Origin of the sequence: Pseudomonas sp. MS19 (genome assembly GCF_013277615.1) — a bacterium.
Taxonomy (GTDB): domain Bacteria; phylum Pseudomonadota; class Gammaproteobacteria; order Pseudomonadales; family Pseudomonadaceae; genus Aquipseudomonas; species Aquipseudomonas marincola.
Window position 1 is genome coordinate 241,937 of record NZ_VBTO01000005.1, and the last position, 13,971, is coordinate 255,907.

A 13,971-nucleotide genomic window follows, 5' to 3' on the forward strand; every position below is an offset into this window, starting at 1 on the left:
AGCATGTTAACGGCTACCAGTCTGCCAACTTGAATCAAATTTGGGTATCAATGCCTTGACCCGCGCCCTGATAGAAGCTGAAGCCATCGCCTGCGAGCGTGACTGGCGCATGTTGTTCGAAGATCTGCACCTGCGCCTGTTACCGGGCGAGATGCTGCAGGTTTCCGGCCCAAACGGCAGCGGTAAAACCAGCCTGCTGCGCCTGCTGGCCGGTTTGATGCAGCCGACAGCCGGACACATTAAGCTTAACGGGCAGGCGCTTGACGGCCAGCGCAACGAACTGACGAGCAATCTATTGTGGATTGGTCATGCCGCCGGAATCAAAGGTTTGCTCACCGCCGAAGAGAATCTGGCCTGGCTTTGCGCGTTGCACAGCCCGGTGGAGCGCAGCCAGATCTGGCAAGCGCTGGAGGCGATCGGCCTGCGCGGTTTTGAAGATGTGCCGTGCCATACGTTGTCTGCCGGCCAACAGCGCCGGGTAGGCCTGGCGCGTTTATACCTGCCAGGCCCTGAATTGTGGATTCTCGACGAGCCGTTCACCGCGCTGGATAAACGCGCTGTGACCCAGTTGGAACAGCATCTGGCCGACCACTGTGAAAAGGGCGGTGCGGTAGTGCTGACCACTCACCACACCCTGGCCATCAAGGCGCAGGGTTATCGTGAGCTTGATCTGGGATTGCGCGCCGCATGAGTAACGTTTTCAGCCTGTTACTGGCCCGTGAATCGCGCTTGTTGTTTCGTCGTCCGGCGGAGCTGGCAAATCCGCTGGTTTTCTTCGCAATCGTCATTGCATTGTTTCCGCTTGCTGTCGGCCCCGAGACCGAACTGCTGCAAAATATTTCCCCCGGCCTGATCTGGGTAGCGGCCCTGCTGGCCGTGCTGCTCTCGCTGGACGGGCTTTTCCGCAGTGATTTCGAGGATGGCTCACTGGAACAGTGGGTCCTTTCGCCGCACCCCCTGCCACTATTGGTTCTGGCTAAAGTACTGGCACACTGGGCTTTTTCCGGGTTGGCGCTGGTTGTTTTGGCGCCGTTGCTGGCCATGATGCTGGGCTTGCCCGTGCGCTGCCTGCCGGTGCTGTTGATATCGCTGCTGCTGGGCACGCCGATACTGAGCCTGCTGGGTGCGGTCGGTGCGGCGCTCACGGTCGGGCTCAAGCGTGGCGGATTGTTGCTGGCGCTGCTGATATTGCCGCTGTACATCCCGGTATTGATTCTGGGCACGGGTGCGCTGCAGGCGAGTTTGCAAGGTTTGCCGGCGGTCGGCCAGTTGCTCTGGTTGGCTTGCCTGACTGCACTGGCCGTAACATTTACACCTTTTGCCATTGCCGCCGGACTTAAGATAAGTGTTGCAGAATAGACAACACAGCTAACGTCCTGCGGCCTTGTGTGCCGGTGGGAAGCTCCACCGAATAATTGAAGAACTGATGAGTAAATAGATGAACTGGACGTGGTTTCATAAACTCGGCTCACCTAAATGGTTCTACGAGATCAGTGGCCGTTGGCTGCCCTGGTTGGCTGTCGCGGCGGGCGTCCTGATGGTCGTCGGACTTGTCTGGGGGCTGGCGTTTGCGCCGCCCGAACGGTATCAGGGTGACAGCTACCGGATCATCTACATCCACGTGCCGGCTGCATTCCTTGCGCAGGCCTGTTACATCACCATGGCGCTGGCCGGCGCTGTAAGCCTCATCTGGAAAATGAAACTGGCCGACGTGGCCCTGCAACAAGCCGCGCCGATTGGCGCCTGGCTGTGTTTTATCGCGTTGGTCACCGGCGCCATCTGGGGTAAACCCACATGGGGCACATATTGGGTCTGGGATGCGCGACTGACCTCGATGCTGATCCTGCTGTTCCTGTACTTCGGCGTCATTGCACTCGGCCAGGCAATCAGTAATCGTGACAGCTCGGCCAAGGCCTGTGCGGTTCTGGCACTGGTGGGCGCTGTGAATATCCCGATCATCCAGAAGTCGGTTGAGTGGTGGAATACCCTGCATCAGCCGGCGACCTTCAAGATTACCGGCAAGGCCAGCATGAGCGCCGAAATGTGGTTGCCGCTGCTGATCTCGGTGCTGGGTTTTTACTGTTTCTTTGTGGTTGTGCTGTTGCTGCGCATGCGCCTTGAAGTTCTCAAGCGCGAGTCGCGGAGCAGTTGGGCCAAGGCTGAAGTTATTCGCCAGGTGGAGGCGCGCTCATGAGTTTCGACTCCTTCCAGGATTTTCTGGCAATGGGCAAACATGGAGCCTACGTCTGGTCGGCGTATGGCATCAGTCTGGCGGTTGTCGCGTTGAATATAGCCATGCCGATTCTAGCTAAACGGCGTTATCTGCAAGACGAGGCGCGCCGTTTGCGCCGGGAGAAAAAATCGTGAACGCGGTCCGTAAAAAGCGTCTGTATATTGTTCTGGCTCTGGTTGCCGGCGTAGGTATTGCTGTCGCGCTGGCGTTGTCGGCGCTGCAGGAAAATATCAACCTGTTCTACACCCCGACGCAAATCGCCAACGGTGAAGCACCAACCGGTTCGAGGATTCGCGCCGGTGGCATGGTTGAGGAAGGATCGCTGAAACGCTCGGGTGATTCGTTGAGCAATGAATTCGTCGTAACCGATTTTGCCAAGAGCGTGACCATTCGTTATCACGGCATTCTTCCGGATCTGTTCCGTGAAGGGCAGGGCATTGTTGCGCTGGGCAAACTCAATGCGGACGGCGTGCTTGAGGCCGATCAGGTATTGGCCAAGCACGATGAACAGTACATGCCGCCCGAGGTGACCAAAGCCCTCAATGAAAGCGGCAAGTCGAAACCACAGACCAAAGAGGGCGGAGCATGAACAGCAGTCTGATGATCCCGGAACTTGGCCATCTGGCCATGATTCTGGCGCTGTGCATGGCGCTGGTGCAGGCAACCCTGCCGATGATTGGTGCCTGGCGGGGTGATCGCCAGTGGATGAGTCTGGCCCAGCCAGCCGCCTGGGGCCAGTTTGCCTTTCTGCTGTTCTCATTTGCGTGCCTGACCTATGCCTTCATGGTCGATGACTTCTCGGTGCGCTACGTTGCCAGCAACTCCAACAGCGCACTGCCGTGGTACTACAAGTTCAGCGCCGTGTGGGGCGCTCACGAAGGTTCATTGCTGCTCTGGGCGCTGATCCTTGGCGGCTGGACCTTTGCGGTGTCGGTCTTCTCGCGCCAGTTGCCGGAAGAAATGCTCGCCCGTGTACTCGGTGTGATGGGCATGATCAGCGTTGGCTTCCTGCTGTTTCTGATCATCACCTCCAACCCTTTTGCACGCTTGCTGCCGAATATCCCTGCAGATGGCCGTGACCTCAATCCGCTGCTGCAGGACTTTGGCCTGATCATTCACCCGCCGATGCTCTACATGGGCTATGTCGGTTTCTCGGTCGCCTTCGCCTTCGCCATTGCGGCGTTGCTCGGCGGCAAGCTGGACGCTGCATGGGCGCGCTGGTCGCGGCCGTGGACGATTATTGCCTGGGCATTTCTCGGCATAGGCATCGCGCTCGGTTCCTGGTGGGCGTATTACGAGCTTGGCTGGGGCGGCTGGTGGTTCTGGGACCCGGTAGAGAATGCCTCGTTCATGCCGTGGCTGGTCGGCACCGCGCTGATTCACTCATTGGCGGTTACCGAAAAGCGTGGCGTGTTCAAAAGCTGGACCGTGCTGTTGGCCATCGCCGCGTTCTCGCTGAGCCTGCTCGGTACGTTCCTGGTGCGCTCGGGTGTTCTTACCTCTGTGCACGCGTTCGCCACAGATCCGGAGCGCGGGGTGTTTATCTTGGCGTTCCTGCTGGTCGTCGTAGGCGGCTCGCTGGCCTTGTTTGCAGTGCGTGCGCCGGTGGTTAAAAGTCAGGTCGGTTTTGCATTGTGGTCACGGGAAACATTCCTGCTGATCAACAACCTGATCTTGGTCGTCACGGCGGCAATGATTCTGCTCGGCACCCTGTATCCGTTGGTGCTGGATGCCATGACCGGCGCCAAATTGTCGGTCGGCCCGCCTTACTTCAATGCCTTGTTCGTGCCGTTGATTGGCCTGCTGATGGCCGTGCTGGCAGTAGGCGTGCTGGTGCGCTGGAAAGACACGCCGGTGAAGTGGCTGATCAGCATGCTGCTGCCGGTTGCACTGGCCAGTGCAGTGTTGGCGGTTATTGCCACGCTGCTGCTGGGCGACTTCAACTGGTCGGTACTGGCCGTGTTCATGCTGTCGGCGTGGGTGGTATTGGCGGGCGTGCGCGACATTCTCGACAAAACCCGGCACAAGGGTTTGCTCAAAGGATTGCCGGGTCTGGGCCGCAGCTATTGGGGCATGCAGATGGCCCACTTCGGCCTGGCGGTCTGCGCCATGGGCGTGGTGCTGACCAGCGTTGGCAACTTCGAGCGTGACCTGCGCATGGCGCCGGGTGACTCGGTTGACATGGGCCACTACCAGTTCGTGTTTGAGGGCGCTGCCCATCGCGAAGGCCCGAATTTCCAGGCTGACCGTGGCACCGTGCGGGTACTTGAAGACGGTAAGCAGATTGCCGTTCTGCACCCGGAAAAACGTTTTTATCAGGTTCAGCAGTCGATGATGACCGAAGCGGCGATTGATGCCGGCTTCACCCGCGACTTGTTCGTTGCCTTGGGCGAGCCGCTGGAAAACGGCGCGTGGGCCGTGCGGGTTCAGGTTAAGCCATTTGTGCGCTGGATCTGGCTCGGCGCTTTGCTGATGGGCCTGGGCGGCTTGCTGGCTGCTGCTGACCGGCGTTATCGGGTCAAGGTCAAAACGCGCGTGCGCGAGGCGTTGGGGATGGCAGGAGCACAAGCATGAAACGACTGATTTTACTGGTGCCTCTGGCGATCTTTCTGGCTGTCGCCGTGTTTCTCTATCGCGGGTTGTTTCTCAACCCGTCTGAGCTGCCTTCGGCGCTGATCGACAAGCCGTTTCCGGGCTTCGAGCTGCCTGCAGTTGAAGGCGACAAGACTGTGTCGCTGGCGGACATCAAGGGTAAGCCGGCGCTGGTAAACATTTGGGCGACCTGGTGCATCTCGTGCAAAGTCGAGCACCCGGTACTCAACGAGATTGCCAAGACCGGCGTCAATATCTACGGCGTCAATTACAAGGATGACAACGCCGCTGCGCAGAAATGGCTCAGGGAATTCCAGGACCCATACCAACTGAATATCAGCGATCCGAAAGGTACGCTGGGTCTGGATTTGGGGGTTTATGGTGCGCCGGAAACCTTCCTGATCGACAAGAACGGCATCATCCGCCACAAGTTTGTCGGTGTGATCGACGAGTCGGTTTGGCGCGATAAGCTGGCACCGCTGTATCAGGCGCTGGTTGATGAGGGCACGCCATGAAACGTTTGCTAGCGGCCTGTGTGATTGGCCTCAGCTTGATCGGCGTGGCCAATGCGGCCATTGACACTTATGTGTTCAAGACCGACGCCGAACGCATGCGCTATCGCACGCTCACCGAAGAGCTGCGTTGCCCGAAATGCCAGAACCAGAACATTGCCGATTCGGATGCACCGATTGCCATGGACCTGCGTGCGGAAATCTACCGCATGATGGAAGAGGGCAAGGACAACCAGCAGATCATTGATTATCTGGTCGCCCGCTACGGCAATTTCGTGCTCTACAACCCGCCAGTTACGGCGCGCACCATGCTGCTCTGGTATGGGCCAGGTGGTTTGCTGATCTGCGGCTTTATCGTGCTGGCGGTCATCCTCATCCGTCGACGTAAGAAAGCCGCAGCGCCTACTGGCCTGCTTGCCGATGAGCAGCAACGTCTTGACGCCCTGTTAACTCAAGCGCCTTTGGATAAGAAAGACTGATGATTGAATTTTGGCTGTTAGCCGGCCTGCTATTAGTGGCCGCTCTGGGTTTCTTGTTGGTTCCACTGGTGCGCGGGCGTAAGGCTCAAACCGAAGAAGACCGCACTGCACTCAACGTTACGCTCTATCAGGAGCGCATGGCTGAACTCGAAAAACAGGCAGCGGCCAACGTGTTGACTGCCGAGCAGTTGCAGGCGGGCAAAGATGAAGCCGCCCGCGAACTGCTGGCTGATACCGATGGCTTGCAAGGCAAGGGCACAACTGTGCTGGGCCGTCAGGTGCCGATTATCATCGCCTTGCTGGTGCCGTTGATGGGCTATGGCATGTATCTGCACTGGGGCGCGATTGGCGATGTCGAGCGCACGGTGGACATGGTTGAGAATCAGCCCAAGAGCATCGAGGAGATGACTGCCCGGCTTGAGAACTCCCTGAAAGAAGACCCCAACTCGGCAGAAGGCTGGTATTTCCTCGGCCGTACTTACATGGCGCAAGAGCGCGCCAGCGAGGCCGCCAAGGCTTTCGAGCGTTCCATTGAGTTGAGCAGCCGCGACCCTGCATTACTCGGCCAATGGGCGCAGGCGTTGTATTTTGCCAGTGACAAGCAATGGACCGAGCAACTGCAAAGCATCACCGACGAGGCACTGAAGGCCGACCCGGAAGAGGCAACAAGCCTTGGGCTGCTGGGTATCGCGGCGTTCGAGGAAGGCCGCTTCAACGATGCGATTGGCTATTGGGAAAAGCTGGTGGCCGTGCTGCCGCCTGAAGACCCTTCGCGTGCCGCGATTCAGGGCGGTATTGAGCGTGCGCGTGCGCAGATCAATCCGGACGCTCAGGCTCCGGCTGTTGCCGGCGCTGATCAGCAGGCTGGGCCGCAATCGGCTGGGCCGCAGTCGGCTGAGCCACAAACGGCTGCCACTGACAGCGCTGCCAAGCTTAACGTCAAGGTTTCACTGGCCGCCGACCTTAAAGACAAGGTGCAGCCGGGCGACAGTGTGTTCGTATTCGCCCGCGCCGTTTCCGGCCCGCCAATGCCGTTGGCCGTCAAGCGCATGACGGTGGCAGATTTGCCAGCCGAGGTGAGTTTGTCCGACGCTGATGCAATGATGCCGATGCTGAAAATTTCCGGTTTCAAACAGGTGCAACTGGTGGCGCGCATTTCGCGTAGTGGCAATGCCCGCGAAGGCGAATGGGTGGGGCAGAGCGAACCCTTGAACAATGACACCGCCGAGTTGCAGCAACTGACCATCAACACAGCAGACACTCAAGTCCAATGAAACTGATACGTGGGGCGCTAGTCGCCGGTTTGTTGTTTGTTTCGGGGTGCGCCGTGCAGAGCACGACGCCAGGCACTACGCCGGCCAGCCAGTTGCCGACCAAGCCGTCGCATCCGCGCTATGCACCGCCGCCTGGCGTGAGTAGCGAATGGGTGCCAAGCCTGGGCGTGTATGCCGTGGGTGGCCAGCGGGATATGTACTACCGCGAACGCACCTACTACCGCTGGAACAATGGCTGGAGCTGGGCGGTAAGCCCGAACGGCCCGTGGACCGACACCGACAGCAGCGGGATTCCGCCTGGCCTGTATCGCCAATACAGCCAGTAACGCGTTCAGGGTTCGATAAAAAAACCGCACAACCTCCCGGCTGTGCGGTTTTTTTATTGCTGGCAAATACCGTCCGTTATTGGCCGAATACGCCATCGCGAAAATCACGCATGGCCTGCTCGATCTCTTCGCGACTGTTCATCACGAACGGCCCATATTGCACGATGGGCTCACCCAGCGGCTTGCCGGCAATCAGCAGCACGCGTGCGCCAGATTCGCTGTAGATAGTCAGGCTGCCGCTATCCGACAGACGCACCAAGTTGCCAGCCTTGACGCTACGGTTCGGCGTGCCCTGCAGCTGGATTTCACCTGAATACACATAAAGCATCGGGCGGATGCCATCTGCCAGCAGCGGCGCGATGTGCGAGCCAGCCGGCAAGGCCAGATCGAACAGCTGCGGTTCGGTATGCGGCCGCTGCACCGCGCCTGCCTGTTCAATGTTTGCGGTGCGCAATGTACCCGCAATCACCACGGCCTCAACACCCGCTTCGGTGGTAATGCGTGGGATGCTCTTGGCCGGTATGTCGCGATAGTCGGCGGGGTTCATCTTGTCTTTGCCTGGCAGGTTCAGCCACAGCTGAAAGCCGCGCATCATGCCGTGCTCCTGCTCGGGCATTTCACTGTGAATGATTCCGCGTGCGGCGGTCATCCATTGCACGTCACCGGCTTGCAGCAAGCCGACATTGCCCAGATGGTCTTCGTGGCGCATGCGCCCTTCAAGCATGTAGGTAATGGTTTCGAAGCCGCGGTGCGGGTGCGGTGGAAAACCGGCGATGTAGTCATCGGGATTGTCGGTCGAGAACTCATCGAGCATCAGAAACGGGTCGAAGCGTTCGATACCGGCGCCACCAATTACCCGGTTTAGACGCACGCCAGCGCCATCCGATGCAGGCTGGCCGGGCTGAATGCTGAGAATGGAGCGAGGGTTATCCATGTGGCACCTCCGTAGTGAGCGATGTGCCTAGCTTATTCTGATTTATTCGATTGATGGGTGAGTAATTTACGGCTTAGTAATCGAATAGTTTGATGGTTTGCCTTTAACCGGGTGAGCTCAGTTGCCCCGGTTAAAGGCAGATACAGCATAACTTTCGGCGTTACTCGGCGATTTGCAGCTTACGTGCCTCGGTCACCACGTAGCGGATTTTCTCGTACTCGAATGGCGAGTTGAGCTGGCCGTAACGGAAGTCAGTGGTCTTGCGCAGGTCGATTGCCCACAGAGCGGTCATGGGCAGGGTGTCCATGCTGATCGAGGCAAACTCAAGGAAATCCACAGAGCCTTCGGTCTCGAAGTCGACCAGCAGGCCGGTGCCATCGCGCAGGCTGGATGGGCCGAAGAACGGCAGCATCAGGTAAGGGCCGGCTGGCACACCCCAGTAACCCAGTGTTTGGCCAAAGTCTTCGCGCTGCTGGGGAATGCCCATCTTGGTCGCCGGGTCCCAGGCGCCCAATACACCAATGGTGGTGTTGAGGAGGATGCGTGCGGTGGTGTCCATCGAACGTTTGACCTTGAGCTGCAACAGGCTGTTCATCAGGCCGCTGAAGTCGCGGATGTTGTTGAAGAAATTGGTCACCCGGTCTTCAACAAAATCCGGGGTTATCCAGCGATAGCCGCGCACCGTTGGCAACAACACCCACTCATCAAAGCGGTAGTTGAAGTGGTAGATTTCCCGGTTGATCGGTTCAAACGGATCGTAGACTTCAAGTGCTTCGAGGGTTGATCGCTCAAAAACGCGTTGATCCAGACCCGGTCGGAACTTGAGTTCTTGCAGCGGATTCTTGAAGCCATCGTCATCGACAGCGGGTTTTTCGCTATCAGGCTGTGCATGGGCCAGGCTGGTGGCGAGTAACAAGGACGGCAGGAGAAGATTCTTAACCACGGAAGAACTCCAGCATGGCGTCGCTGTTGACGCGGTAATTAAGGTTGCCGCAATGGCCCCCGAGCGGATAAACAGTCAGACGATCACCAAAGGTGCTGCGCAAAAAGCCCAGATCGCCACGGCTGAGGATGATGTCGTCGGCGTTGTGCATGACCGCAATTTTCGGGCTGTTGTGCAGGTAGTCCTTGAGGCTGTAGAGACTGACGTCCTGAATCAATTGATTGAGGCTGCCGCCGTCATAGCGCGCTCGCCACATGGGGATCAGCTGTTCGGTCATGTAGCAGTCAAAGTCGCACGTCAGCGCACGGCGGAAATACGGCGTCATGTCGGTGCTTTTCTTGATCTTGACGTCTGGCGGGGTGATCAGCCCGCGATGGTTGAGCAGGTCTGAGGTGAAGGCGATATCGGCGGATGAGAAGCGAAATGCCGTGCCGATCAGCATCGCCATCTGCTCATCGTTCAAGGCTTCCTTGGAGCTTTGGAAGTCGGCCAGCATCGCTTCATTGATGTCGATGTAGCCCTTTTGCTTGAAGTAGCGGGTGAGCTTCTTGAAGATCAAGTCATAGAAGTTGGTGTTGTTGCTGACCCCCTTGACCTCGGTTTGCACCAGCTTGTTGAGGTTGCTGATCGAGGCGTACAAGTTCACTGGCGGGTTGAGCAGGAGTACGCGTTTGAAGTTGAAGCTGCGGCGCGTTTCATCCAGCTTGCTGACGAACGCGGCGTGCAGGCCGCCCAGGCTGTAACCGGTGAGGTAATAGTCGGTGACTTTGAGTTCCGGGTGCTGAGCACGTACCGCCTGCATGGCGCGGTAGAGATCGTCGGCATCTTCGGTAGACACGCCAGGCGTGGCGAAGCGCGAAGCCGATACCATGAAGTCATAGCTTGTAGGCGATGAGAGTTGCACCACATGGTAGCCCGCGCCATAAAACAGTTTTTTCAGGTATTCGGGCGTGCTGCTGGAGTAAGCCGCACCTGTGCCGGCAATGATGAATACCAGCGGCGCAGCGCCTTTTTGCCGGGCCAACCGGTAACCCATCTTGGTGACCGGCCAAAAGTTGTCAGTCAACTCAAAGGCGCGCTCGGGATGCAGCTGGATCTTGTAGTCATCCTGATCAATGTCGCTGTCCTCCGGAAGCTTCGGGCGCAGAGCTTCCGGGGTGGTGGCCAGCGTGGCGGCGAACGGATTGGTGATCGGGTAGCCGTAAGTCTGTGGGTCTACATCCAGTGCTAAAACCGGCGCACTGGAAAACAGACCGCAGAGTACAGCGGCAAAGTAGAAAACACGCAGCATGGCAAAATCCTGTTTAGCAAGCAGGGCAATTTAGTTATGGATGTATGACAATCGATTAAGCGAAATGATCGCTTAGCCTGCTATTTATTGTTATAGGCAGCCAACTCACCCAAGGCCGGGCCGGTTAACCGGTAGACCGTCCATTCATCTTGCGGCACTGCGCCCAGCTTCTTGTAAAAGCCGATCGCGGGTTCATTCCAGTCGAGAACAGACCATTCCAGGCGACCGCAATTACGCTCGACGGCCAGCTTGGCCAGTGCCCCGAGCAATGCTTTGCCGAGACCGACGCCGCGCGCGGACTGCCGCACATAGAGGTCTTCGAGGTAGATGCCGGGCTTGGTCAGAAACGTCGAATAATTGTGGAAGAACAGCGCAAAGCCCATGGGTACGCCGTCGATTTCCCCGATCAGCACTTCAGCATAGGGTTTGGCGCCAAACAGGTGTTCGGACAACTGCGCGGGATCGGCAACCACCTGATCACTGAGTTTCTCGTACTCGGCCAGCTCGCCAATCAACTCGATGATGAATCCGACGTCTTGAGGTTGAGCAGGGCGGGTGTTTATCTGGTGCATGGTCATTCCTTAACGGCTTAGCCTGAAGAGAATGCCGTGCTACCGGCAAATGAGCAACAGCACTTGCATCCTTTGGCCGTCAGATTACTCTAGCGGGCTTGATTGATAGGAATGCATGTTGATGCCTCGTTACCTCGGTTGGCTGGTCTTTGCGGTGAGTGCCTTGCTGGTTCTGGCAGCCAGTTTGTGGCTGCGCTATAGCTTGATGGAAGGCCCGCAGTGGGTCGATATTTGTCTGCAACCCGAGGTGAGCTGGCAGTGCCAGTTGCGAGCCTATCTGGGACTTTGGATACATTTCGGGGTCTTGTCGGCTGCCGCGTTGATCAGCGCCGTAGTGGCTTTTTTCTGGCCGGGCAAATCAGGGCGTGTTATCGCAGGGCTGAGTTTTTTGCTGGCGATACCGGCGCTCATTTTGTACAGCGCCAGCCTCGGTGTGCTGGCTACGGTGTTGGCGCTGTTGCGTTTGGTGCGTGACAACAAGCGGCCTTTCGCTGCCGCTTGATGTGCCGACTCATGGCTATGTGCACAAAACCATTGCGGGGTTTGCGAGTCCTTAACCGGGCAACGGCCGCGAGCTGCGCCAGAGTGCGCAGGCGAGCAGTGCACTGACCAGCGCCCAGCCAATGGCCTGCTGATTGCCCAGAGTTTCGATATACAGCTGCGGTGCAATGCCCAGCGTAATGATCAGCGCCAGCAGCCTGCACTCACGAACCGGCATGCGCACTGGGCGCAATGCATAAAACAACGCCGGCAGCAGCAAAGCACTGCTCGGGAAGCTGCGATAACGCGCATCGACCACCAACGCGAGCATCATTACTGCCCCCGCAAAACCTGCGCCCAGCAGCCAGTAATGGGCGCGACGCTGCAACCACTGAAACCAACGCTGACGCCAGCCGTGTTGATTTGAAAGGGCGAGAGCGGCGTGCGCCATAACCATCAAATTGAGCAGCAGCAAGGCAAATGCCCACAACCATTCGCCCCAATAGCGGCTGGTAAGCCAGCTCAACTGGACCCATAGCGCGATAGAACCCCCGGCAATACTGGCCAGTGCAGGCAGCAGCAAGGCATTGCGTCGCGAAGTGACTGTACCGCCCAGCCATAAGGCGATCAGCACCAAAGCGCCACTGACCGCCAGCCAGACGGGCCAGTCAGGCACATTGGAGACATCGCCCTGCAGAATTGCCTTGTCGTTGCGGTCGGCATCATAAAGCCCCCAGTAACCGCCCACTGCGCCTTCGCTGGCGCGCTTCCAGGGCTGATCGAACGCTTCGATCAAGTTGTAATCCCAGCCATTTTCCTCAGCCATCGCCACGAAGCCGCGCATGAAGAGCGCCTGATTGACCCGGCTGGGCGCTGCGGTTTCACGCTGGCGGCCTTCGCTTGGCCAGCCGGTTTCACCGATGAAAATCTCTTTCGGGGCGAATTGCTTGGCAAAGCGATCATGCACCTTGGCGACTTTGCTCAGCGCAGTGTCGATGCCCGCCGGATTATCTTCCCAATAGGGCAGCAGGTGGATGGTGATGAAGTCTACCGCCGGTGCTACTTCCGGATGCTTGAGCCAGAACTCCCAGACATCGGCGTAAGTGACAGGCTGCTTGACCTTGGCTTTGACCTGCTCGATCAGCTTGACCAATTGGCGCGGCGTCACCTCTTTGCGCAGCAGCGCCTCGTTGCCGACGATGACCGCTTTGACAACATCCGGATTGGCGTTGGCCATGCGTATCGCGTTGTTGATTTCGACTTGGGTGTCGTCATGGCTGCGGCTGACCCAGGCGCCGATCATCAATGTGAGGCCATGTTCGCGGGCAATTTCTGGCAACGCCTCAAGGCCTGTGACCGAATAGCTGCGCACGCAGGTGAATTGCTTGGCCAGCAGCGCCAGATCGGTCTCCATTTGCTCGCGGTGTATTTGCAGCGGCTGCTGGAATGGCGATTGGTCCTTGCCGAACGGGCTGTATGAGGCGCACTGCATTTTGTGGCTGGCGCTGGCAACATCGGGCAGGTTCACCGCGCGGCCAAGTCCGTACCAAAGGTAGGTCAGGAGAGCGAGGCTGACTGCGCAAGCAACAAGGTAGACGAGGCGAACAGAGGGTTTTTTGGCTGGCATAGTTGCGGTAGTCAAGGGACAAGCGGCGCATATTAGCCCAAGCGCAGCGGCGCGGATATGGACGGATTAACCGACCGTGAACGCTCTACTTAAACGATATGAGCGCGCAAACACAAGCCCCGGATTGACAGCCGCTTGCTGCCAGCTAGGTTTGCCCTTGCAGTTCGCCAACGCAACTGTGGCCAGGCCGGCCAATATTAACCGAGATGGAGTTCGACCATGCGCAGTCATTTTTTGCAGCTCATTTTTGCAACCCTCCTGTTAGCAGGCCCTTGTCATGTAATGGCCGAGCCGGAGCAGGCAGTGGCCGGTACTGAACCGGCCGTTCAGGAGCAAAACAACAGTGCGATAAACCTCAATACCGCCGATGCACAAACCTTGCAGCAGTCTTTGGCTGGTGTAGGCGAGGTAAAAGCCTCGGAGATAGTCAATCATCGCGACGCGCATGGCGATTTTGTCAGCGTCGATGAATTGCTGGAGGTGAAAGGAATTGGCACCTCGATCATCGATAAAAATCGCGACAAACTGATCGTTGACTGAGGTGTATACCAGCCGCCGGCGCAATGCCGGTTGCTGGAGATAGGCGGCAGGAATGTGAATAGCTGCGCAATGCCTCAGCGAGTTTAGGCGGTGGCGCGGCACGCAAAACGTTTGTGGCATCTGTGCCGGGGCGGGTGGGGTTGAACACGCCACCCGCCGCTGTATTGC

At 58.1% G+C, this 13,971-nt stretch carries 17 protein-coding genes; 12 read left to right on the forward strand and 5 right to left on the reverse strand.

Annotated features, from left to right (window positions below):
* Nucleotides 1–109: 109 nt before the first annotated feature.
* From ccmA to FEZ62_RS03560, 10 genes are all read left to right on the forward strand, one after another.
* Nucleotides 110–691, forward strand: a complete 582-nt coding sequence (ccmA, locus tag FEZ62_RS03515; RefSeq protein ID WP_242454891.1) for a cytochrome c biogenesis heme-transporting ATPase CcmA — start codon at nucleotides 110–112, stop codon at nucleotides 689–691.
* On the forward strand, nucleotides 688–1,359 hold the full coding sequence (gene ccmB / locus FEZ62_RS03520; protein ID WP_069901781.1) for a heme exporter protein CcmB: 672 nt from the start codon (nucleotides 688–690) through the stop codon (nucleotides 1,357–1,359). Before ccmA ends, ccmB begins: the two co-directional genes overlap by 4 nt.
* 79 nt (nucleotides 1,360–1,438) lie before the next feature.
* The gene (locus FEZ62_RS03525; protein WP_090510625.1) at nucleotides 1,439–2,194 is read left to right on the forward strand and encodes a heme ABC transporter permease; all 756 of its coding nucleotides are present in this window, start codon (nucleotides 1,439–1,441) and stop codon (nucleotides 2,192–2,194) included.
* Nucleotides 2,191–2,367 (forward strand): heme exporter protein CcmD, encoded by a 177-nt coding sequence (gene ccmD, locus FEZ62_RS03530; RefSeq protein WP_069901783.1) that lies wholly within the window; start codon nucleotides 2,191–2,193, stop codon nucleotides 2,365–2,367. Before FEZ62_RS03525 ends, ccmD begins: the two co-directional genes overlap by 4 nt.
* Nucleotides 2,364–2,822 carry a cytochrome c maturation protein CcmE gene (gene ccmE / locus FEZ62_RS03535; RefSeq protein ID WP_069901784.1) on the forward strand — a complete coding sequence of 153 codons (459 nt, stop codon included), beginning with the start codon at nucleotides 2,364–2,366 and terminating at the stop codon, nucleotides 2,820–2,822. Before ccmD ends, ccmE begins: the two co-directional genes overlap by 4 nt.
* A gap of 11 nt (nucleotides 2,823–2,833) precedes the next feature.
* Nucleotides 2,834–4,807 carry a heme lyase CcmF/NrfE family subunit gene (locus FEZ62_RS03540; RefSeq protein WP_172927068.1) on the forward strand — a complete coding sequence of 658 codons (1,974 nt, stop codon included), beginning with the start codon at nucleotides 2,834–2,836 and terminating at the stop codon, nucleotides 4,805–4,807.
* Nucleotides 4,804–5,340, forward strand: coding sequence for a DsbE family thiol:disulfide interchange protein (locus tag FEZ62_RS03545; RefSeq protein ID WP_172926826.1), 537 nt, complete (start codon nucleotides 4,804–4,806; stop codon nucleotides 5,338–5,340). Before FEZ62_RS03540 ends, FEZ62_RS03545 begins: the two co-directional genes overlap by 4 nt.
* Nucleotides 5,337–5,816, forward strand: a complete 480-nt coding sequence (locus tag FEZ62_RS03550; protein WP_069901786.1) for a cytochrome c-type biogenesis protein — start codon at nucleotides 5,337–5,339, stop codon at nucleotides 5,814–5,816. Before FEZ62_RS03545 ends, FEZ62_RS03550 begins: the two co-directional genes overlap by 4 nt.
* Nucleotides 5,816–7,090: a c-type cytochrome biogenesis protein CcmI gene (gene ccmI, locus FEZ62_RS03555; protein ID WP_172926827.1), complete on the forward strand. Its 1,275-nt coding sequence runs from the start codon at nucleotides 5,816–5,818 to the stop codon at nucleotides 7,088–7,090. Before FEZ62_RS03550 ends, ccmI begins: the two co-directional genes overlap by 1 nt.
* Nucleotides 7,087–7,416, forward strand: coding sequence for a hypothetical protein (locus FEZ62_RS03560; RefSeq protein ID WP_172926828.1), 330 nt, complete (start codon nucleotides 7,087–7,089; stop codon nucleotides 7,414–7,416). The genes ccmI and FEZ62_RS03560 overlap by 4 nt, the downstream gene beginning before the upstream one ends.
* 76 nt (nucleotides 7,417–7,492) lie before the next feature.
* On the opposite strand, the gene FEZ62_RS03565 is transcribed toward FEZ62_RS03560, so the two are convergent.
* The 4 genes from FEZ62_RS03565 to FEZ62_RS03580 form a co-directional block, all read right to left on the reverse strand.
* Nucleotides 7,493–8,350 (reverse strand): pirin family protein, encoded by an 858-nt coding sequence (locus FEZ62_RS03565; protein ID WP_172926829.1) that lies wholly within the window; start codon nucleotides 8,348–8,350, stop codon nucleotides 7,493–7,495.
* Between the two features lie 160 nt (nucleotides 8,351–8,510).
* Nucleotides 8,511–9,293: a VacJ family lipoprotein gene (locus FEZ62_RS03570; protein ID WP_090510606.1), complete on the reverse strand. Its 783-nt coding sequence runs from the start codon at nucleotides 9,291–9,293 to the stop codon at nucleotides 8,511–8,513.
* Nucleotides 9,286–10,584 carry a serine/threonine protein kinase gene (locus tag FEZ62_RS03575; protein WP_069901791.1) on the reverse strand — a complete coding sequence of 433 codons (1,299 nt, stop codon included), beginning with the start codon at nucleotides 10,582–10,584 and terminating at the stop codon, nucleotides 9,286–9,288. The genes FEZ62_RS03570 and FEZ62_RS03575 overlap by 8 nt, the downstream gene beginning before the upstream one ends.
* An 80-nt stretch (nucleotides 10,585–10,664) precedes the next feature.
* The gene (locus tag FEZ62_RS03580; RefSeq protein WP_172926830.1) at nucleotides 10,665–11,156 is read right to left on the reverse strand and encodes a GNAT family N-acetyltransferase; all 492 of its coding nucleotides are present in this window, start codon (nucleotides 11,154–11,156) and stop codon (nucleotides 10,665–10,667) included.
* Nucleotides 11,157–11,277: 121 nt separating this feature from the next.
* On the opposite strand from FEZ62_RS03580, the gene FEZ62_RS03585 reads away from it, so the two are divergent.
* Nucleotides 11,278–11,658, forward strand: coding sequence for a hypothetical protein (locus FEZ62_RS03585; protein WP_172926831.1), 381 nt, complete (start codon nucleotides 11,278–11,280; stop codon nucleotides 11,656–11,658).
* Nucleotides 11,659–11,709: 51 nt separating this feature from the next.
* On the opposite strand, the gene FEZ62_RS03590 is transcribed toward FEZ62_RS03585, so the two are convergent.
* The gene (locus FEZ62_RS03590) at nucleotides 11,710–13,263 is read right to left on the reverse strand and encodes a beta (1-6) glucans synthase (protein WP_242454869.1); all 1,554 of its coding nucleotides are present in this window, start codon (nucleotides 13,261–13,263) and stop codon (nucleotides 11,710–11,712) included.
* 219 nt (nucleotides 13,264–13,482) lie between these two features.
* Here FEZ62_RS03590 and FEZ62_RS03595 point away from each other — a divergent pair, with 219 nt between their 5' ends.
* Complete coding sequence (locus tag FEZ62_RS03595) at nucleotides 13,483–13,803, forward strand: ComEA family DNA-binding protein (protein WP_069901794.1); 321 nt, start codon at nucleotides 13,483–13,485, stop codon at nucleotides 13,801–13,803.
* Nucleotides 13,804–13,971 lie beyond the last annotated feature (168 nt).

What these genes read in the sequence shown, in the direction of transcription:
- ccmB (WP_069901781.1), top strand. Translation starts at nt 688, where the DNA reads ATGAGTAACGTTTTCAGCCTGTTACTGGCCCGTGAATCGCGCTTGTTG.
- FEZ62_RS03565 (WP_172926829.1), bottom strand. Translation starts at nt 8,350, where the DNA reads ATGGATAACCCTCGCTCCATTCTCAGCATTCAGCCCGGCCAGCCTGCA.
- ccmD (WP_069901783.1), top strand. Translation starts at nt 2,191, where the DNA reads ATGAGTTTCGACTCCTTCCAGGATTTTCTGGCAATGGGCAAACATGGA.
- FEZ62_RS03585 (WP_172926831.1), top strand. Translation starts at nt 11,278, where the DNA reads ATGCCTCGTTACCTCGGTTGGCTGGTCTTTGCGGTGAGTGCCTTGCTG.
- ccmA (WP_242454891.1), top strand. Translation starts at nt 110, where the DNA reads ATGTTGTTCGAAGATCTGCACCTGCGCCTGTTACCGGGCGAGATGCTG.
- FEZ62_RS03575 (WP_069901791.1), bottom strand. Translation starts at nt 10,584, where the DNA reads ATGCTGCGTGTTTTCTACTTTGCCGCTGTACTCTGCGGTCTGTTTTCC.
- FEZ62_RS03560 (WP_172926828.1), top strand. Translation starts at nt 7,087, where the DNA reads ATGAAACTGATACGTGGGGCGCTAGTCGCCGGTTTGTTGTTTGTTTCG.
- FEZ62_RS03595 (WP_069901794.1), top strand. Translation starts at nt 13,483, where the DNA reads ATGCGCAGTCATTTTTTGCAGCTCATTTTTGCAACCCTCCTGTTAGCA.
- FEZ62_RS03525 (WP_090510625.1), top strand. Translation starts at nt 1,439, where the DNA reads ATGAACTGGACGTGGTTTCATAAACTCGGCTCACCTAAATGGTTCTAC.
- FEZ62_RS03545 (WP_172926826.1), top strand. Translation starts at nt 4,804, where the DNA reads ATGAAACGACTGATTTTACTGGTGCCTCTGGCGATCTTTCTGGCTGTC.
- FEZ62_RS03590 (WP_242454869.1), bottom strand. Translation starts at nt 13,263, where the DNA reads ATGCCAGCCAAAAAACCCTCTGTTCGCCTCGTCTACCTTGTTGCTTGC.
- FEZ62_RS03550 (WP_069901786.1), top strand. Translation starts at nt 5,337, where the DNA reads ATGAAACGTTTGCTAGCGGCCTGTGTGATTGGCCTCAGCTTGATCGGC.
- ccmI (WP_172926827.1), top strand. Translation starts at nt 5,816, where the DNA reads ATGATTGAATTTTGGCTGTTAGCCGGCCTGCTATTAGTGGCCGCTCTG.
- FEZ62_RS03580 (WP_172926830.1), bottom strand. Translation starts at nt 11,156, where the DNA reads ATGCACCAGATAAACACCCGCCCTGCTCAACCTCAAGACGTCGGATTC.
- FEZ62_RS03540 (WP_172927068.1), top strand. Translation starts at nt 2,834, where the DNA reads ATGATCCCGGAACTTGGCCATCTGGCCATGATTCTGGCGCTGTGCATG.